The sequence below is a fragment of the Janibacter terrae genome, from assembly GCF_039636765.1.
Lineage (GTDB): Bacteria > Actinomycetota > Actinomycetes > Actinomycetales > Dermatophilaceae > Janibacter > Janibacter terrae.
Genome location: NZ_CP144167.1, coordinates 1,476,986 through 1,495,299, shown reverse-complemented (window position 1 = coordinate 1,495,299; position 18,314 = coordinate 1,476,986). Strand labels below are relative to the sequence as shown.

Annotated in this window: 14 protein-coding genes; 5 read left to right on the top strand and 9 right to left on the bottom strand. The window is 72.4% G+C overall.

Annotated features, from left to right (window positions below; translation table 11 throughout):
• The first annotated feature begins 47 nt into the window (after positions 1–47).
• Positions 48–1,526 (top strand): MFS transporter, encoded by a 1,479-nt coding sequence (locus tag V3C34_RS07440; protein WP_338538453.1) that lies wholly within the window; start codon positions 48–50, stop codon positions 1,524–1,526.
• On the opposite strand, the gene V3C34_RS07435 is transcribed toward V3C34_RS07440, so the two are convergent.
• The 8 genes from V3C34_RS07435 to V3C34_RS07400 all read right to left on the bottom strand — a co-directional run bounded on the left by V3C34_RS07435 (position 1,523) and on the right by V3C34_RS07400 (position 7,758).
• Complete coding sequence (locus V3C34_RS07435; protein ID WP_346008435.1) at positions 1,523–2,452, bottom strand: hypothetical protein; 930 nt, start codon at positions 2,450–2,452, stop codon at positions 1,523–1,525. The genes V3C34_RS07440 and V3C34_RS07435 overlap by 4 nt on opposite strands.
• A gap of 143 nt (positions 2,453–2,595) precedes the next feature.
• The gene (locus V3C34_RS07430) at positions 2,596–3,546 is read right to left on the bottom strand and encodes an electron transfer flavoprotein subunit alpha/FixB family protein (RefSeq protein WP_068325235.1); all 951 of its coding nucleotides are present in this window, start codon (positions 3,544–3,546) and stop codon (positions 2,596–2,598) included.
• Between the two features lie 31 nt (positions 3,547–3,577).
• The gene (locus tag V3C34_RS07425) at positions 3,578–4,357 is read right to left on the bottom strand and encodes an electron transfer flavoprotein subunit beta/FixA family protein (protein WP_068325236.1); all 780 of its coding nucleotides are present in this window, start codon (positions 4,355–4,357) and stop codon (positions 3,578–3,580) included.
• Positions 4,358–4,530: 173 nt separating this feature from the next.
• Positions 4,531–4,857 carry a hypothetical protein gene (locus tag V3C34_RS07420; protein WP_068325237.1) on the bottom strand — a complete coding sequence of 109 codons (327 nt, stop codon included), beginning with the start codon at positions 4,855–4,857 and terminating at the stop codon, positions 4,531–4,533.
• A gap of 1 nt (position 4,858) precedes the next feature.
• Positions 4,859–5,500 (bottom strand): acyltransferase, encoded by a 642-nt coding sequence (locus tag V3C34_RS07415; RefSeq protein WP_346008434.1) that lies wholly within the window; start codon positions 5,498–5,500, stop codon positions 4,859–4,861.
• A 13-nt stretch (positions 5,501–5,513) separates the two neighbouring features.
• Positions 5,514–6,482, bottom strand: coding sequence for a class I SAM-dependent methyltransferase (locus V3C34_RS07410; protein ID WP_346008433.1), 969 nt, complete (start codon positions 6,480–6,482; stop codon positions 5,514–5,516).
• Positions 6,482–7,261, bottom strand: a complete 780-nt coding sequence (locus V3C34_RS07405; protein ID WP_068422532.1) for an enoyl-CoA hydratase/isomerase family protein — start codon at positions 7,259–7,261, stop codon at positions 6,482–6,484. The genes V3C34_RS07410 and V3C34_RS07405 overlap by 1 nt, the downstream gene beginning before the upstream one ends.
• Positions 7,258–7,758, bottom strand: a complete 501-nt coding sequence (locus tag V3C34_RS07400) for a T3SS (YopN, CesT) and YbjN peptide-binding chaperone 1 (RefSeq protein WP_346008432.1) — start codon at positions 7,756–7,758, stop codon at positions 7,258–7,260. The genes V3C34_RS07405 and V3C34_RS07400 overlap by 4 nt, the downstream gene beginning before the upstream one ends.
• A gap of 35 nt (positions 7,759–7,793) precedes the next feature.
• On the opposite strand from V3C34_RS07400, the gene glgX reads away from it, so the two are divergent.
• A complete protein-coding gene (gene glgX / locus V3C34_RS07395) occupies positions 7,794–9,863 on the top strand; it encodes a glycogen debranching protein GlgX (protein ID WP_346008431.1) in 2,070 nt (689 codons plus the stop codon).
• 77 nt (positions 9,864–9,940) lie between these two features.
• On the opposite strand, the gene glgP is transcribed toward glgX, so the two are convergent.
• Complete coding sequence (gene glgP, locus V3C34_RS07390) at positions 9,941–12,511, bottom strand: alpha-glucan family phosphorylase (RefSeq protein WP_068325519.1); 2,571 nt, start codon at positions 12,509–12,511, stop codon at positions 9,941–9,943.
• Between the two features lie 73 nt (positions 12,512–12,584).
• Here glgP and V3C34_RS07385 point away from each other — a divergent pair, with 73 nt between their 5' ends.
• The 3 genes from V3C34_RS07385 to glgB are packed head-to-tail and all read left to right on the top strand — an operon-like array spanning position 12,585 to position 18,237.
• A complete protein-coding gene (locus V3C34_RS07385; protein WP_068325243.1) occupies positions 12,585–14,633 on the top strand; it encodes an alpha-1,4-glucan--maltose-1-phosphate maltosyltransferase in 2,049 nt (682 codons plus the stop codon).
• Positions 14,633–16,048: a maltokinase N-terminal cap-like domain-containing protein gene (locus V3C34_RS07380; RefSeq protein ID WP_346008430.1), complete on the top strand. Its 1,416-nt coding sequence runs from the start codon at positions 14,633–14,635 to the stop codon at positions 16,046–16,048. Before V3C34_RS07385 ends, V3C34_RS07380 begins: the two co-directional genes overlap by 1 nt.
• Positions 16,045–18,237 carry a 1,4-alpha-glucan branching protein GlgB gene (glgB, locus tag V3C34_RS07375; protein ID WP_346008429.1) on the top strand — a complete coding sequence of 731 codons (2,193 nt, stop codon included), beginning with the start codon at positions 16,045–16,047 and terminating at the stop codon, positions 18,235–18,237. The genes V3C34_RS07380 and glgB overlap by 4 nt, the downstream gene beginning before the upstream one ends.
• Positions 18,238–18,314 lie beyond the last annotated feature (77 nt).

The window sequence follows — 18,314 nt, the reverse complement described above, 5'->3', positions numbered from 1 at the left end:
GACCGAGGTTGCCCCCCAGGGTGCACGGGTCGAGCCGAGGAGGTCAGGTGACGGGTGGGACCACCGCGGTCGCGGACCCTGGGCACGTCCTCTCCGACGCCCAGCGACGACGCGTCCTCGCAGTGCTCCTCGTGGCGATCTTCATGTCGCTCGTCGGGGTGAGCATCGTCAACGTCTCCGTCCCCTCCATCCAGTCAGGTCTGGGAGCCACCGACTCCGACGTCCAGTGGGTCCTGTCCGGCTACGCGCTCACCTTCGGCGTCGTCCTCGTCGCCGCCGGACGGGCCGGCGACCTCCTCGGGCGCGGCGGGGTCTTCATGATCGGCGTCGCGACCTTCACCCTGGCCTCGGTCGCCGCAGGCCTCGCGCCGGACGCGACATGGCTCAACATCGCGCGCTTCGTCCAAGGAGTCGGGTCGGGCCTGATCAACCCCCAGGGCATCGGCATGATCCAGCAGTACTTCCGCGGCGACGAGCGGGGGCGGGCCTTCGGGCTCTTCGGCAGCACCGTCGGCGTGGCCGTCGGCATCGGCCCCGTGATCGGCGGGCTGCTCATCGGCGCTGGCGGTCCGGAGATCGGGTGGCGCCTGACCTTCCTCATCAACCTGCCGGCCGGCCTGCTCTGCCTCGTGCTGGCCTTCCTGTGGTTCCCGAGGCCCCTGCTCCACCGTCCGACCGGCACGACCCGCGCGGAAGGGGTCTGGCGCTCGCTCGACCCGGTCGGGTCGCTGCTCCTCGGCCTCGCCGTCCTGGCGACGATGCTCCCCTTCGTCGAAGGGGGTTCCTCGCCCTGGTTCTGGCTCACCCTGCCGGCGGGTCTGGTCCTGGGCTGGGGCTGGGTGCGGTGGGAGCGCCACCACCGCGACCGCGGGCGCAGCCCGATGGTCGACCTGCAGATCTTCACCATCCGCAGCTTCACCCGGGGCAGCATCATCGCGCTGCTCTACTTCCTCGGCATGACGAGCATCTGGGTGCTCGTCGCCCTCTACTTCCAGGTCGGCACGGGCAGGTCCGCGCTGCAGACCGCCCTGGTGGGCGTGCCGGCGGCACTGACGGCCGCGGTGGCCTCGGGCTGGGCCGGGCGGCGGGTGGCGCTCCACGGCCACCGAGTCGTCATCGCAGGCCTGGTCCTGGCGCTGCTCGGTGTCCTGACGAGCATCGTCGTCGTCCAGCTGCGGGCGGGTGGGCACCTCAGCGAGTGGTGGCTGGTCGCCAGCCTCGTCCTCGTCGGCGCCGCGCAGGGCTCCGTCATCAGCCCCAACCAGACCCTCGCCCTGGCCGAGGTGCCGCTCGAGTACGCCGGCAGCTCCGGGGCCGTCATGCAGACCGGGCAGCGGATCGGCACCTCCATCGGCATCGCGGTGATCACCTCCGCGGCCTTCGCCGTGCTCGGTGCGAGCGGCAGCTGGACGACCGCGATGAGCGCCGCACTGGGTCTGGTCGCGGTCGTCGTGCTCGTGGCCCTGGCCTTCGCGGTGGGCGACCTGCGTGGCCGCCGTCCCGAGACGGGTCCTCGCGCGTCCTAGCCGACCGAGACGTGCACGTGGTCGTAGTGGTTCTGCGTCGGGTCGCCCCGGTCCTCCATCATGTTGGAGCTGCCGTTGGGGTACCAGATGCGCTGCTGCCAGATGATGTACGTGATGTTGAGCTCGCCGGCGTGCTGCTGCAGCCAGGCGTTGACCTGGTCGCCGCGGGCACCGGTCACCATGATGTCGACGGCGCGGCCGCTGCCGTGGTCGCCGGGGTCGCCGGCGCGGTAGCCACCGATGTCGGTCATGTCGGGGAACTGCGTGCGCACGGCCGAGTAGACCTTCTGCGCGTTGGGACCCAGCCCCAGCCCGGCGGCCTCCGAGGCGTAGTTGCTCGTGGTGACCGACCCCGTCTGCGGGGCCTGCGACTCCTCGTCGGCGGTCTGCGTCTCCGGGTCGGCCTCGGGCTGCTCCTGCGGGGCCTCCTCGACCGGCGCCTCCTCGGCGGGGGGCTCCTGCGCCGTCTCCTCGGTGTCCGTCGCGGTCTGCGCGACAGGCTCCGGCTTCGGCTTCGGCTTCGGCTCGGGCTTCGGTGCCGGCTTGACGACGGCGTCGACCGCGAGGGCGCCGGAGGCGTCGTGGACCTCGCCGGCGTCGCCGGACGTGGGGGCCGTGACGGCAGCCGTCGTGCGCGACGCGGAGCGGGAGGGGGCCGACTCGTCGCCCCGTCCGTTAAGGAGGGCCCGGACCTGCGCGGCGGTGGCGTCGGCAGGTGCGGCCGCAGACGCCTGCGGGCCGGTGCCCTGGGCGGAGCTCGGCGCGATGACGAAGGCGCCGGAGCCCAGGACGATGCCGACCCCGGCGACGGCCTTCGCGGCGGCGCGGGCGCCGCTGCTGCCGACCGACGAGGGCAGGGTGCTCAGACGGGTCAGCGGTCCGCGGCGGGGGCTGCCGTGCCGGCTGACGTATCGGGTGGTGCTCACAGGGGACCTCTGGGTGGGGATCAGTGGATGACCAAGCGATCGTCGGCAACTGTAACGGCAAATGTCACGATTTGGTAAACCCACGACGAAGGGGGCCGCGCACCCGACGGTGCGCGGCCCCCTTCGTCGGGAGTGACGGGAGGTCACTTGCCCTTGACGGCCTCCGTGGCCTGCGGGAGGACCTGGAAGAGGTCGCCCACGACACCGAAGTCGACGAGCTCGAAGATCGGGGCCTCCTCGTCCTTGTTGATCGCGACGATCGTCTTGGACGTCTGCATGCCGGCGCGGTGCTGGATCGCACCGGAGATGCCCGCGGCGACGTACAGCTGCGGGGAGACCTGCTTGCCGGTCTGGCCGACCTGCGAGGTGTGCGGGTACCAGCCGGCGTCGACCGCGGCGCGCGAGGCGCCGACGGCGGCACCGAGGGCGTCCGCGAAGGTCTCGACCGGGGCGAAGTCACCGCCCGTGCCACGACCACCGGAGACGACGATGGCCGCCTCGGTGAGCTCGGGGCGACCGGTGGCCTTCTTCGGCTCGGCGGCCGTGACCTTGGCGGCCTTCGCGCCGTCGGAGATGGTGACGGAGAGCTCCTCGAAGGCACCCGCGCCGTTGGCCTGCTCCGGGGCGGCGGAGTTGGGCTTGACGCAGATGATCGGGGTGCCCTTGGTGACCTTCGCCTGGACGGTGTAGCTGCCGGCGAAGACCGACTGGGTGGTGACCGGCCCGTCGGGACCGGCCTGGACGTCGACGGCGTCGGTGATCAGACCCGACTCGGTCTTGACGGCCAGACGCGCACCGATCTCCTTGCCGGAGGCGCTGCTCGGGATGAGCACCGCGGCGGGCTGCTTCTCCTGGACCAGCTGCGCGAGGATCTCGGCCTGGGGGGCGACGAGGTGCTCGACCGCGGCCGGGTCGGAGACGGCGTAGATCTTCTCGGCGCCGTAGCGCGCGAGGAGGTCCGTGGCGGTCTCGGCGCCGGGGCCGATGAAGACGGCGGAGGGCTCACCCAGCCGGCGGGCGATGGTCAGCATCTCCGCGGCGGGCTTCTTCACCTCACCGTTTGCGTGGTCGACGAGGACGAGGACTTCAGCCATGTCTATTGCTCCTTGATGTCCGGGTCGTCGATCAGACGAACTTGTTGGTGGTCAGGAACTCGGCGAGCTTCGTGCCGCCGTCACCCTCGTCGGTGACGATCGTGCCCTGCTCGCGCGGGGGACGCTTGGTCGTGGACTCCACGGCGGTCCAGGCGTTGGCGAGGCCGACCTGGCCGGCGTCGACGCCGAGGTCGGCGAGACCCCACTGCTCGACCGGCTTCTTCTTCGCGGCCATGATCCCCTTGAAGGAGGGGTAGCGCGGCTCGTTGATCTGGTCGGTGACCGAGATCAGCGCCGGGAGCGTGGCCTCGACGGTCTCGCTCGCGGTGTCGCCGTCGCGCCGCATGCGGGCGACGCCGCCGTCCACGGTCAGCTCGGAGGCGTAGGTGACCTGCGGCAGGCCGAGGCGCTCGGCGAGCATCGCCGGGACGACGCCCATGGTGCCGTCGGTGGAGGCCATGCCGGTGAGGACGATGTCCGGCGTACCGATCTTCTTGATCGCCTCGGCGAGGATCAGCGAGGTGGCCAGGGCGTCGGATCCGGCGATCGCGTCGTCGGAGACGTGCACGCCCTTGTCCGCACCCATCTGGAGGGACTTCTTGACGGCCTCGGCGGCGTTGGCCGGGCCGACGGTCAGCACCGTGACCTCGCCCTCGCCGGCCTCCACCAGCTGCAGGGCCTGCTCGACGGCGTACTCGTCGAGCTCGGACAGCAGACCGTCCACGCCCTCGCGGTCGGTCGTGTTGTCCTCGTTGAATCCGCGGTCGGACTGTGCGTCCGGAACGTACTTCACGCAGACGACGATGTTCATCGGCGATCGTCCTCTTCCTGGGTGAGGGGGCTGGATACCGGGCGATGCTCCCACCGGTCCCGCTGCGTGCAGCCGGCGGTGCGGGGAGAGTCCCAGTCCGCTCACGCTATCCAGCGGGGTGACCGACCACCAACGCGGGGCAGGGTGCCCTTCGCCACATGTCCCCGGGAGGATCAGCCTGCGGCGTTCTCCAGGACGTGGAAGGAGGGCTCCTCGTACGGGTGCGAGGAGCGCAGTGCCGCAACGACATCCGCGCGCAGCGACCTCGGGAAGGTGACCTCTGCGCGGTCCTCGACGACGCGCTCTGGGCGGCCGACGGCACCGATGGTCGGGTTCGCCGTTCCCACGGGGCGGAACCTCCCTTCGCCCCTCACGACGAAGGCGCACTCGCGGTACTCCCCCACCGCACCCGCGCCGACGGCGAAGAGCGCGGCGAGGACCTCCTCGGTCGCGTCGACCGGGATGTGCACGACGAGGACGTCGAGGGGTTCGCGCGCCATGTCACCAGCCCTCCGGCAGGTCGAGCTCGCCGGCGGCCACGGGGACGGGCCGACGGCGCCGGAGGACGCGGGCGGGCACCCCGCCGAGGACGACGAAGGGGGGATGCGCCCCGCGGACGACGGCGCCGGCCCCGACGACGCTGTGGTCGCCGATGTCGGTGCCGCGGGTGATGACGCACTTGGTCCCGACCCACACGTCGTCGCCGACGCGGACCGGGGACTTGACGATGCCCTGGTCCTTGATCGGGGTCGTCAGGTCGGTGGTGACGTGGTCGAAGTCGCAGACGTACACGTCGTCGGCGAAGAGGCAGGCCTCCCCCACCTCGATGTCGAGCCAGGTGTTGAAGGTGTTGCGGATCCCGATGACCGTCTTGGCGCCGATGCGCAGCGTGCCCTCGTGGGCGCGCAGCGCGGACCCCCCGCCGATGTGCGTGTACGCGCCGATGATGAGGCGCGCGGTCCCCGGCGCGACCTGGAGCTGCACGTCCGGGCCGATGAAGCACGGCCCCTCGAAGACGAGGCCCGGGGTGCGGGCGCGGGCCCGGACCATGCGCAGGTAGCCGAGGACGTGGTGGTGGCTCCAGGCCCGGTTGGCGACCACCCACCGGGTCCAGTGCCACCACGTGAGGCGGTCCTGCGCCATCAGTGCGGGCCGGTCACGCCGCGGGCTTGGTGCCCGTGACGCCCACGTTGTAGAAGAAGCGCTGCGGCACGACCCGCCCGAGGGCGGCGTCGACGCGCATCAGGCGCCTCCACGAGCGGTACGCGAAGGAGGCCCAGCCGAGGCCGAGGGCGTCCTCGGCGACCGCGTACTCGAAGGTGCGCACGGGCCAGCCGACGAAGGCGGACAGCAGCTCCTCCGTCGCCGTGCCGACATGGTCCGCCCCGGCCCGGCGCGCGGTCGCAGCCAGCTCGCGCGGGTCGAAGGTGTGCAGGTCGACGACGGCCTCGAGGGCCGCGGCGCGGGAGGACTCGTCGAGCTCGGCGCGGTCGCGGGCCCACTTGCGGCGCAACGGCGGCAGCCTGCTGGCCCGCGTCGCCGCCTCCCACGTCGCGCGGGAGAGGTGCCGCGCGTACCAGTGCCCGATCGTCGTCGGCTCGCCCGCGACGACGAAGCGCCCGCCGGGCTTGAGCACGCGCACGACCTCGCGCAGCGCCGCCTCGACGTCGGGGACGTGGTGCAGGACCGCGTGGCCGACCACGAGGTCGAAGGTGTCGTCCGCGTGGGGCAGCGCCTCCGCGTCGGCGACGCGCCCCCCGATCGTGAAGCCGAGCCGCTGCGCGTTCTGCTCGGCCGCGGCGACCATGCCCGGGGACAGGTCGCAGACGTGCACCTCGTCGACGAGGCCGGCGAGCTTGAGGTTGAGCGAGAAGAACCCGGTACCGGCGCCGAGCTCGAGCGTGCGCCCGAAGGGGATGGCCTCCCCCTGCGCCGGGGACGAGGTCAGCACGTGCAGGAAGCGGTCACGCACGATGCTCGTGCACCGCTCGTCGAAGCTGATCGACCACTTCTCGTCGTAGGTCTGCGCCTCCCAGTCGTGGTAGAGCACCTGGGCGAGCTTGTTGTCCTGCCAAGCGGCCTCGACCTGCTCCGCGCTGGCCGTCCCGCTCGGGCTCGGACCCATCAGACCCCCTCGAAGGTGGCCTTGCCGGGACCGTGGTCCATGAAGCTGCGCATGCCGGACTTCTGGTCCTGCGTCGCGAAGAGCGCGCTGAAGAGCTGCGCCTCGATGCCCAGGCCCGTGCCGAGGTCGACCTCGAGCCCCCTGTCGACGGCCTCCTTGGCCGCGCGGAGCGCCTGGGCGGGACCGCCGACGAAGGGGGCGACCTTGCGCCGGGCGGCCTCGAGGACCTCGGCGGCGGGGACGACCTCGTCGACGAGACCGATCTCGAGGGCCTCGGCGGCGGAGACCATCCGACCGGTGAAGATCAGCTCCTTGGCCCGGGCCGGGCCGACGAGGCGCGGCAGGCGCTGGGTGCCGCCGGCGCCGGGGATGATGCCGAGGGTGATCTCCGGCAGGCCGAGCTTGGCGTTGTCGGCGACGACGCGGAAGTCGCAGCACAGCGCCGTCTCGAGACCGCCACCGAGCGCGAACCCGGTGATCGCGGCGACGGTCGGCTTGGGGATCGCGGCGAGCGCCTGCGAGAAGCGCTGCAGCAGGCGGACGTGGGCGGCCATGTCCGGGTAGGACATCTCCGCCATCTCCTTGATGTCGGCGCCGGCGGCGAAGACGCGCTCGCCGCCCCAGACGACGACCGCCGCGACGTCGGTGCGGGTGGAGACCTCCTCGGCGACCTCGACGAGACGCTGCTGCATCTGCGCGTCGAGGGCGTTCATCTTCGGCCGGTCGAGGACGATCGTGGCGATGCCGTCGGCGACCTCGAGGCGGACGACCTCGCTCATGCCTGCGGCTCGCCGTCGGCGGCGGTCCCGTCCTCGAGCTCCTGGCCCGTGGCGCGCTGGTGCCACAGCTGCACACCCTGCAGGACGAGCGGGAGGGCCAGGCCGAGCAGCCCGCGGATGTCGGCGCCGCGCGGGAGGATGTGCTCGCTCGTCACGAGCAGGGTGTCGCCGGCGACGGCGGCCTTGACGAGGTTGAAGGCGACGTTGAGGTCGTTGCTGACCTGCAGGCGCTCCATCGGGTCGGTGGGCACGGGGTCCTCGAGGGCCCACTGGCCGAAGACGCGCAGCACGTTGGACTCGTCGTCCGCGCAGCGGATGAACATCTGCTGCTCGGAGAAGATGAAGGCCACGTCGCCCTCGTCGTCGATGCGGGTCTCCAGACCCAGGTCACCCAGGGCGTCGACGACGCGGTCGCGCAGCGGGGCCTCGGGCTCCGGCTGGTCGGCGTCGTTGGTGGGTGTGGGGCCGAAGTTGGGGAGGGCGGTGGGATCGCTCATGCCGCCACGCTACCCAACTGCTTACGCTGTGGGCCATGTCGACCACTGCCGTCCAGGCACTCCCCCATCTCCCGCAGCCCGGCGTCCGGCCCGTGGAGGGCGGCGTCGAGGTCGCGGTCCACGCCGCCTCCGCGACCGCCGTGTGGCTGTGCACCTTCGACGACGAAGGGGGTGAGACCCGCCACGCGCTGCCGGCCACCGGGGACGGGTGGTGGGCCGGGCTGGTCCCGGACGTCACCCCCGGGACGCGCTACGGGCTGCGCGCCGACGGCCCGTGGGACCCGCCGGCGGGCCTGCGCTACAACCCCGCCAAGCTGCTCCTCGACCCGTGGGCCCGCGCGATCGAGGGCGCCGTGGACTACCGGCCCGAGGTCTTCGGGCACGTCCTCGAGGGCGACGCCGAGGTGCCGACGCGCTCGGAGGCCGACTCCGCCCCCTTCGTCCCGCGCAGCGTCGTGCTCGACACGAGCTTCGACTGGGGCGACGACGCTCCCCCGGCGGTCCCCCGTGACGAGCGCGTCGTCTACGAGGCACACGTCCGCGAGCTGACGATGCTGCTCGAGGACGTCCCCGAGCACCTGCGCGGGACGTACGCCGGCGTGTGCCACCCGGCGACCGTCGAGCACCTGAGGCGCACCGGCGTGACGACGGTCGAGCTGCTGCCCGTGCACGCCTTCGCCGACGAGCCGCACCTCGTCGACCTGGGGCTGACCAACCACTGGGGCTACAACACGATGGGCTTCTTCGCCCCCCACGCCCCGTACGCGAGCAGCGAGGACCCGCACGAGGTGCTGCGCGAGTTCAAGGGCATGGTCAAGGAGCTCCACGCCGCCGGCATCGAGGTACTCCTCGACGTCGTCTACAACCACACCGCCGAGCAGAGCACCGACGGCGCCACGCTGTGCTGGCGCGGCCTGGAGGCACCGACCTGGTACCGCCTCGACGAGGACGGTCACGACGTCGACGTCACCGGCTGCGGCAACACGCTCGACCTCACCGAGCCGCTCGTGCTCGACATGGTCCTCGACTCGCTGCGCTACTGGGTCACCGAGTGCCACGTCGACGGGTTCCGCTACGACCTCGCGGTGGCGCTCGCCCGCGGCGAGGACCTCGGGTACACGCCCGACCACCCCTTCCTCGTCGCGCTGCGCGAGGACCCCGTGCTCTCGCAGGTGCTGCACGTCGCCGAGCCGTGGGACCTCGGGCCCGACGGCTGGCGCACCGGGCAGTTCCCCGGGGCGTGGGCGGAGTGGAACGACCGGTTCCGCGACACCGCGCGCGACTTCTGGGTCGCCGGGTCGGGCGCGCTCTCCCGCGGCGAGGAGCCCGGGCCGGGCGTGCGCGAGATCGCGACCCGGCTCGTCGGCAGCCGGGACCTCTTCGGCGACCGGACGCCGCTGTCGTCGATGGGCTTCGTCACCGCCCACGACGGGTTCACCCTCGCCGACCTCGTCGCCTACGACCAGAAGCACAACGAGGCGAACGGCGAGGACAACCGTGACGGCAACGACCACAACCGCTCGTGGAACCACGGGGCGGAGGGACCGACCGACGACGTCGTCATCGGCATCGCGCGCCGACGCTCCTCGCGCAACGTCATCGGGACGCTGCTCCTGTCGGCCGGCGTCCCGATGATCTCCTCGGGCGACGAGATCGGCCGCACCCACGGGGGCAACAACAACCCGTACTGCCAGGACAACGAGATGAGCTGGCTGCACTGGGACCTCGACGAGGAGCGCACGGACCTGCTCGCGACCGTCGCGCACCTCACGGCGCTGCGTCGCGAGGTGCCCGTCCTGCGCGACCACGACGAGTCGGTCCTCGGCTGGTGGGACGAGACGGGCGAGCCGATGACGGAGGAGACCTGGGCCCAGGACGAGCGCCGCACCCTCCAGCTCACCCTCGAGGGCGAGCCCTCCGCCCTGCTCGTCCTGCACGGGGGCCTCGACGAGATCGAGGTGACCCTCCCCGGCGAGCCCGGCTGGACCCTGCGCTGGGACAGCGCCTGGGAACGACCCGAGGACGGACGCGAGTCGCAGTCCGAGGGCCGCGGCGCCGAGCCCGAGACCCTCACCCCGCTCAGCCTGCGCCTGTACACGCGCTGACCGGCAGAGGGTCACGTCGTGCAGCACCGGAGCGCTCTTGGTGCACGACGTGACCCTCTGCGAAGGGGGACGAGGGGTCAGGCGTTGGCCACCAGCCCCATGCTGGCGGGGAAGGCGATGAGCTCGTGCCGGGGCAGGACGCGCACGGTCCAGCCGAACTGGCCGGTGCGCTCGATGGGGACCCGGCCGGAGAACTTGGCCTTGCCGTCCTCGTAGGACTCGACGACGTCGAGCGAGGTTGCGTCCCACTCGACGAGGTCGTCCGTGCCGAGGGCGACGCGGCCGGCGATCACCTGGACGTCGACCTCGTGCGGGGCCAGGCCGTCGAGCGCGACGTAGGCGTCGACGCTCAGCAGCTCGCCGACGAGGGGGCTGTCGGAGACCCCGGAGCCCTCGACGTGGTCGACCCGGACCGCGGGCCAGCCGGCCCGCACGCGCGCCTTGTAGTCGGCGAGCGCCTTGGCCCCCGCGTGGTCCTCGGCGTTGACGCGCGCGTTGTGCCTGGCGGCCGGGGCGTAGAGCTGCTCGGTGTAGTCACGCACCATGCGGGTGGCCAGGACCTTGGGTCCGAGCGTGGTGAGCGTGTGCCGCAGCATCGAGAGCCAGTGCTGCGGGAGGCCCTGCTCGTCGACGTCGTAGAACCGCGGCGCGACCTCGTGCTCGATGAGGTCGTAGAGGGCCGCGGCCTCGATGTCGTCGCGACGGCCCTCGTCGGCCACGCCGTCGGCCGTCGGGATGGCCCAGCCGTTCTCGCCGTCGAACCACTCGTCCCACCACCCGTCGAGGATGGAGAGGTTGAGCCCGCCGTTGAGGGCGGCCTTCATGCCCGAGGTGCCGCACGCCTCGAAGGGACGCAGCGGGTTGTTGAGCCAGACGTCGCAGCCGGGGTACAGCGTGCGGGCCATGGCGATGTCGTAGTTGGGCAGGAAGACGATGCGGTGGCGCACGTCGTGCTGGTCGGCGAAGTGCACCATCTGCTGGATGAGCTGCTTGCCGGTCTCGTCGGCGGGGTGCGACTTGCCGGCGATGACGAGCTGGATCGGCCGCTCGGGGTGGAGCAGCAGCGCCTTGAGCCGCTCGGGGTCGCGCAGCATGAGGGTGAGGCGCTTGTAGGTCGGCACCCGTCGGGCGAAGCCGATCGTCAGCACCTCGGGGTCGAGCACGCCGTCGGTCCAGCCGAGCTCGGCGTCGGTCGCCCCGCGCTTGGCCCAGCTGGAGCGCAGGCGTGCCCGGGCGTCCTCGACGAGCCGCGCGCGCATCTGCGCCTTGGCCGCCCAGATGTCCGCGCCCGGCACGGCCGGGATCGAGTCCCAGCGGTCGGAGGCCTCGACGTCGCGGCCGCCGAGGTGCTGCGCGGCGATGTCGTAGACGGTGTCGTCGACCCAGGTGGGGGCGTGGACGCCGTTGGTGATCGAGGTGATCGGCACCTCGTCGTCGTCGAAGCCCGGCCACAGCCCGTCAAACATCTCGCGGGAGACGTGGCCGTGCAGCTGGGAGACGCCGTTGGCGCGCACGGCGAGCCGCAGCCCCATGACGGCCATGTTGAACATGTCGGGCGAACCGCCCTCGTAGGTCTCGGCGCCGAGCTCGCGCAGCTTGTCCAGCGGCACGCCGGGCAGCTCCTGCGACCCGCCGAAGTAGCGCTCGAGCAGGTCCGTGCCGAAGCGGTCGATGCCGGCGGGCACGGGCGTGTGAGTCGTGAACACGGTCCCGGCGCGGGAGGCCTCGGTCGCCTCGTCGAAGGTCATGCCGGCGGACTGGGTGAACTCGCTGATCCGCTCGATCCCCAGGAATCCGGCGTGGCCCTCGTTGGTGTGGAAGACCTCGGGCTCGGGCGCCCCGGTGAGCCGCGACCACAGGCGCAGTGCGCGCACGCCGCCGATGCCGAGGAGCATCTCCTGCTGCAGCCGCTGCTCGCCGCCACCGCCGTAGAGGCGCTCGGTGACCGCCCGCATCGAGTCGTCGTTGCCGGGCACGTCGGAGTCGAGGAGGAGCAGCGGCACGCGGCCGACCTGGGCCCGCCACACGTGCGCGCGAAGGGAGCCGCCCCCGGGCATCGCGACCGTCACGACGCAGGGGGTGTCGTCCTCCTCGCGCAGCAGGTGCAGGGGCAGGCCCTGCGGGTCCAGGACCGGGTAGGTCTCCTGCTGCCAGCCCTCGTGGTTGAGGCTCTGCTTGAAGTAACCGGTCTTGTAGAACAGGCCGACGCCGACGATCGGCACCCCGAGGTCCGAGGCCGCCTTGAGGTGGTCGCCGGCGAGGATCCCGAGACCGCCGGAGTACTGCGGCAGCACCTCGGTGATGCCGTACTCGGGGCTGAAGTAGGCGATGGAGGCCGGCAGCCCGTCGCCCGCGTCCTGGTACCAGCGTCGCGAGGAGAGGTACTCGTCGAGGTCGGCCTTGGCGGCCGCCACCCGCGCGACGAGGTCGCGGTCGGTGGCGAGCTCCTCGAGCTCGGTCGAGGAGTAGGTGGAAAGGAGGCGGACGGGGTCGCGGTTGACCTCCGTCCACCGCTGCGGGTCGAGCTCGGCGAAGAGCCGGCGGGTGGGCGAGTGCCAGCTCCACCTCAGGTTCATCGCGAGGTCGCCGAGGGCGGAGATCGGTTCGGGCAGGGCGGTGCGGACACTGAAACGTCGGATGGCCTTCACCCAGACCATCTTGGGGGTTATCGCGGCGGCACGCCAACTGCCGAGCGGTGACCTCGCGGGTAACGTGGCCGAGGTGAGCACCGACTTCACCGTCGTCCCGTCCGCCCCGACCCGCGTCCCCACCTCGACGCCACCCCAGCAGCCGCTCGGCCGCATCCCCGTGAGCGACGTGCGCCCGTGCGTCGACCACGGCGCCCGGCCGGCGAAGTCCGTCGTCGGCGAGCCCTTCACCGTCTCCGCCGAGGTCTTCCGCGAGGGCCACGACGCGGTCGGCGCGACGATCGTCCTCACCGACCCGGACGGCGTCGAGCGCCACCTGCCCATGACGTGCACCAACCCGGGTCTAAGCATCTGGGAGGGTGAGGTGGTCGCCGACCGCGAGGGCCTGTGGGCCTACCGGGTCGAGGGCTGGTCGGACCCGTGGGGGACCTGGGTGCACGACGCGACGATCAAGATCGCCGCCGCGATCGACACCGACCTGATGCGCGCCGAGGGTGCCCTCGTCCTCGACCGGGCCGCCGCGGAGCGGACGAGGGACGAAGGGGGGCGCTCCACCCTTCGCTCCGCCGCCGCGATCCTGCGCGACCTCGACGGTCACCACGCCAGCGCCGCCCTGCACCTCGTGACGACCGGGTCCGCCGCCGCCGAGCTCGCCGCGCGTCCCCTGCGCGAGCTCGTGACGCCCGGCACCGACCTGTCGCTGCTCGTCGAGCGCGAGCTGGCGCTCTTCGGCTCCTGGTACGAGATCTTCCCGCGCAGCGAGGGCGCCCGGCTCGACCCGGACACCGGCCGGTGGGTCTCCGGGACCCTGCGCACCGCCGCGCAGCGCCTGCCCGCGATCGCCGAGATGGGCTTCGACGTCGTCTACCTGACGCCGATCCACCCGATCGGCACGACCGCACGCAAGGGACCCAACAACACGCTCGGCGCCGGCCCCGACGACCCGGGTTCGCCGTACGCCATCGGCTCCCCGGACGGTGGGCACGACGCGATCCACCCCGACCTCGGGACCTTCGCCGACTTCGACGCCTTCGTCGCCGACGCGAGGAGGCTGGGGCTGGAGGTCGCGCTCGACCTCGCGCTGCAGTGCTCGCCCGACCACCCGTGGGTCACCGAGCACCCCGAGTGGTTCACCACACGGGCCGACGGCACGATCGCCTACGCCGAGAACCCGCCGAAGAAGTACCAGGACATCTACCCGGTGAACTTCGACAGGGACCCCGCCGGCGTCTACGCCGAGGTGCGCCGGGTCGTGCAGGTGTGGATCGACCACGGGGTGACGCTCTTCCGCGTCGACAACCCGCACACCAAGCCGGTCGAGTTCTGGCAGTGGCTGATCCAGGACGTGGCGCGGGAGCACCCCGAGGTCATCTGGCTGTCGGAGGCCTTCACCAAGCCGGCGATGATGCACACGCTCGCCAAGGTCGGGTTCCAGCAGAGCTACACGTACTACGCGTGGCGCAACACGGTGCCCGAGCTCGTCGAGTACGGCACCGAGGTCGCCGGCGAGGCCGCGGCGTACATGCGCCCGAGCTTCTGGCCGACGACGCACGACATCCTCACGCCGTACCTGCAGTTCGGCGGACCGGCCGCGTGGAAGGTGCGCGCCGCGCTCGCCGCGACGATGGTCCCGACGTGGGGCGTCTACGCCGGGTACGAGCTCATGGAGCACGTCGCCCGCCCGGGCGCCGAGGAGCAGATCGACAACGAGAAGTACGAGTTCAAGGACCGTCGCTGGGACGAGGTCGCCGCGTCCGGCGGCTCGCTCGCGGGCTGGCTGACGATGCTCAACCGGGTGCGGCGCGAGCACCCCGGCCTCCAGCTGCTGCGCAACCTCACCTTCCACCACGTCGACGACGAGAACCTGCTGGCCTTCTCCAAGTCGCGCACGCTGCCCGACGGTCGCACCGACACCGTCATCGTCGTGGCCAACGTCGACCCGCACTCGACCCGCGAGTCCACGCTGCGCCTCGACATGGCGGCGCTCGGCATGGACTGGGCCGACCGCTTCGAGGTCGAGGACCACGTGACCGGCGAGCGCTGGCACTGGGGCGAGGCGAACTACGTGCGCGTCGGCGCCGAGGCCGAGCCGGTCCACATCGTCTCGGTGGTGAGCAGCTGATGGCGACGATCCACGACGCGGTGCTGCGCCCGGACAAGGTCGAGCTCGTCACCGCGTGGATGGGTGGCCAGCGCTGGTACGTCGGCGCCGGACGGCGTCCCCGGCTCACCCGGCTCGACTCGTGGCGCCTGGACGACCCGGCCGGCGAGGTGGGCATCGAGACGATCGCCTTCCTCGACGAGTCCGGCACGACGCCGGTCGTCTACCAGGTCCCCCTCACCTACCGCGGTGCCCCGCTCGAGGGTGCCGAGGCGGCCCTCGTCGGCGAGATGGAGCACTCGGTCCTCGGCCACCGCTGGGTCTACGACGCACCGCACGACCCGGTGTACGTCGCCCAGCTGCTCCGGCTCGTCCGCGGCCAGGTCGCCGCCCAGGCGGGCTCGGTCTCCGACACCGTCGACCCCGACGTCGTCGGGGCGCCGCACCCGGCGTGGCAGGACGACCCGGTCGTCGCGACGAGCCGGGTGCTCGTCGGCGAGCAGAGCAACACCTCGATCATCGTCACCCCGGAGCCCGGCACCGGCGCCCCGGTGATCATCAAGGTCTTCCGCACCCTCTCCCCCGGCGAGAACCCCGACATCACGCTGCAGGGCGCGCTCGCGGCGAGCCACTCCCCCTTCGTCCCGGCGAGCGTGGGCCACGTGGCCGGCGCGTGGCAGCGCCCCGACGGCAGCGGGCGCGACCTCGGCCAGGTCGTCTTCGCGCAGGAGTACCTCGAGGGCGCGACCGACGCGTGGCGCGTGGCGCTGCGGCAGGCCGCCGAGGGCGAGGACTTCTCACCGCGGGCCCGCGAGCTCGGCCGGGTGCTGGCGCGCGTCCACGAGGACCTCGCGCGGGCCCTGCCGTGCGTGCCCGCCGACCGCGACGTCGTCGAGCAGCACGTGGGCTCGATGCGCCGCCGCTCCGCGCGGGCCATGAGCGAGGTGCCCGCGCTCGCTGCCCACCAGGCCGCGGTCGAGCACGTGCTCGACCGCGCGCTCGAGGCGGACTGGCCCGCGCTGCAACGCATCCACGGCGACCTGCACCTGGGCCAGGTGCTCGACGTCCCCGGCCGCGGGTGGGTGCTCATCGACTTCGAGGGTGAGCCCTTGCGGCCGCTGGCCGAGCGCAACGACGTGGACTCCCCCCTTCGCGATGTCGCCGGTGTCCTGCGCTCCATCGACTACGTCGTCGGCACGGTCGCCCGGACCCACCCCGGCGTCGACGCCGGGCCGTGGGGCCGGGCCGCGCAGACGGCCTTCCTCGACGGCTACGCCGAGGTCGGCACCGATCCCCGCACGCACGGCGCGCTGCTCACCGCCCACGTCCTCGACAAGGCCCTCTACGAGGTCGTCTACGAGGCCCACCATCGGCCGGGGTGGCTCGCGCTGCCCACGGCCGCCGTCGAAGCACTGGTCCGGGAGGTCCCGTCATGACACCCGTCCCCGAGTCCGCCCTGCCGGGCGCCCTGTGGGCCGTGGCCAACGGCCGCAGCGCCCAGCCTCACGACGTCCTCGGCCAGCACGTCGAGGCCGCCGGCCTGCGCGTGCGGGTCCGGCGACCGCTCGCCACCCGCGTGCGGGTGCGCTTCGAGGACGACGTCGTGGTCGACCTCGAGCACGAGCGGGACGGGATCTTCTCCGGCGTGCGTACCGATGCGAGCCGCACGATGGACTACCGCGTGCTCACCACGTGGGAGGACGGCGTCGAGCACCTCGGCGACGACCCGTACCGCTTCGCCCCGACGCTCGGCGAGGTCGACCTGCACCTCGTCGGCGAGGGTCGCCACGAGCAGCTGTGGACCGTGCTCGGTGCGCACCTGCGCTCCTACGACGGGCCGATGGGCACGGTCACCGGTGTCTCCTTCGCCGTGTGGGCGCCGCGGGCCAAGGCCGTGCACGTCATCGGTGACTTCAACGGCTGGGACGAGTCGCTGCTGCCCATGAGGCTGCTCGGCGACTCCGGCGTCTGGGAGCTCTTCGTCCCGGGGGTGGACCTCGGCGACGTCTACAAGTTCGCCGTGCGCGGCGCCGACGACGTGCTGCGGCACAAGGCCGACCCGATGGCCCGCCTCGCCGAGACCGCCCCCGCGACCGGCTCGGTGGTCACCGGCTCGACGTACACCTGGCGCGACGACGCGTGGCTGGCCGAGCGCGCCCAGCGCGACCCGCACGACCAGCGGATGAGCATCTACGAGGTGCACCCCGGGTCCTGGCGCCCCGGCCTCGGGTGGCGCGGCCTGGCCGACGAACTCGTCGAGTACGTGCGCGAGCACGGCTTCACGCACGTCGAGCTCATGCCGGTCATGGACCACCCGTACCCGCCGTCGTGGGGCTACCACGTGACGAGCTACTTCGCGCCCAACTCGCGCTTCGGCTCCCCGGACGACCTGCGCCACCTCGTCGACGAGCTGCACGCGGCCGGCATCGGGGTCATCCTCGACTGGGTGCCGGGGCACTTCGCCACCGACGAGTGGGCGCTCGTGCGCTTCGACGGGCTGCCGCTGTACGAGCACCCGGACCCGCGGCGCGGGTGGCAGCCCGACTGGGGCAGCTACGTGTTCGACTTCGGGCGACCCGAGGTGCGCAACTTCCTCGTGGCCAACGCGCTGTACTGGCTCGAGGAGTTCCACGTCGACGGGCTGCGCGTGGACGGCGTCGCCTCGATGCTCTACCTCGACTACTCGCGCAGGGACGGCGAGTGGATCCCCAACCACCACGGTGGCCGGGAGAACCTCGAGGCCGTCGCCCTCCTCCAGGAGGTCAACGCCACCGCCTACCGCCGCTCCCCCGGCATCGTCACCGTCGCCGAGGAGTCGACCGCCTGGCCGGGCGTGACGGCCCCGACGCACGAGGGCGGTCTGGGCTTCGGGCTGAAGTGGAACATGGGCTGGATGAACGACGCCCTGCGCTACCTGGGCGAGGACCCGGTCAACCGGCAGCACCACCACCAGCTGCTGAGCTTCGCGATGATGTACGCGTACGCCGAGAGCTACCTGCTGCCGATCAGCCACGACGAGGTCGTGCACGGCAAGGGGTCGATGCCCTACAAGATCCCGGGCGAGGACGACCAGCGCTTCGCGACCCTGCGCGCCTTCTACGCCTACCAGTGGGCCTTCCCGGGCAAGCAGCTGCTCTTCATGGGCACCGAGTTCGGCCAGACGAGCGAGTGGTCCGAGAGCCGGTCGCTCGACTGGTACCTGCTCGAGCACGCGCCGCACCGGCGGCTGCTCGACCTCGTCGGGGGGCTCAACGCCTTCGCGGAGCAGCACCCCGCGATGTGGGCGCTCGACGCGGAGCCGGCGGGGTTCCGCTGGCTCGACGCCGACGACAACCAGGGCAACACCGTCTCCTTCCTGCGCTTCGGGCAGGCGGACGGCTCCGGCGACGTGGTCGCCGTGGTCGTGAACTTCGGCGGGTCCGACCGTGCCCCCCTTCGCATCGGTGTGCCGAAGGGGGGTCGCTGGGTGGTCGGTCTCGACACCTCGGGCTACGACGCCGCCGGCTCACCGAGCCAGGCGGGTGTCGTCATCGAGGCGCAGGAGCGACCCTGGCAGGACCAGCCGTGGTCGCTCGAGGTGCGGGTGGCCGCGCTCTCGGCGGTCTACCTCACCCCTGCGGGGTAGTCGACCATCAAGCCGGGCGCAGGGTGCCGTAGGTCCGGGTGCCGGACCACATCCTGCGCGTGGAGACCGTGCGGCCG

Bases quoted from the DNA above. Each gene is read 5' to 3' on its own strand.
- V3C34_RS07425 (WP_068325236.1), bottom strand. From the start codon at position 4,357: ATGAACATCGTCGTCTGCGTGAAGTACGTTCCGGACGCACAGTCCGAC.
- V3C34_RS07415 (WP_346008434.1), bottom strand. From the start codon at position 5,500: ATGGCGCAGGACCGCCTCACGTGGTGGCACTGGACCCGGTGGGTGGTC.
- V3C34_RS07410 (WP_346008433.1), bottom strand. From the start codon at position 6,482: ATGGGTCCGAGCCCGAGCGGGACGGCCAGCGCGGAGCAGGTCGAGGCC.
- glgX (WP_346008431.1), top strand. From the start codon at position 7,794: ATGTCGACCACTGCCGTCCAGGCACTCCCCCATCTCCCGCAGCCCGGC.
- glgB (WP_346008429.1), top strand. From the start codon at position 16,045: ATGACACCCGTCCCCGAGTCCGCCCTGCCGGGCGCCCTGTGGGCCGTG.
- V3C34_RS07400 (WP_346008432.1), bottom strand. From the start codon at position 7,758: ATGAGCGATCCCACCGCCCTCCCCAACTTCGGCCCCACACCCACCAAC.
- V3C34_RS07405 (WP_068422532.1), bottom strand. From the start codon at position 7,261: ATGAGCGAGGTCGTCCGCCTCGAGGTCGCCGACGGCATCGCCACGATC.
- V3C34_RS07380 (WP_346008430.1), top strand. From the start codon at position 14,633: ATGGCGACGATCCACGACGCGGTGCTGCGCCCGGACAAGGTCGAGCTC.
- V3C34_RS07420 (WP_068325237.1), bottom strand. From the start codon at position 4,857: ATGGCGCGCGAACCCCTCGACGTCCTCGTCGTGCACATCCCGGTCGAC.
- V3C34_RS07430 (WP_068325235.1), bottom strand. From the start codon at position 3,546: ATGGCTGAAGTCCTCGTCCTCGTCGACCACGCAAACGGTGAGGTGAAG.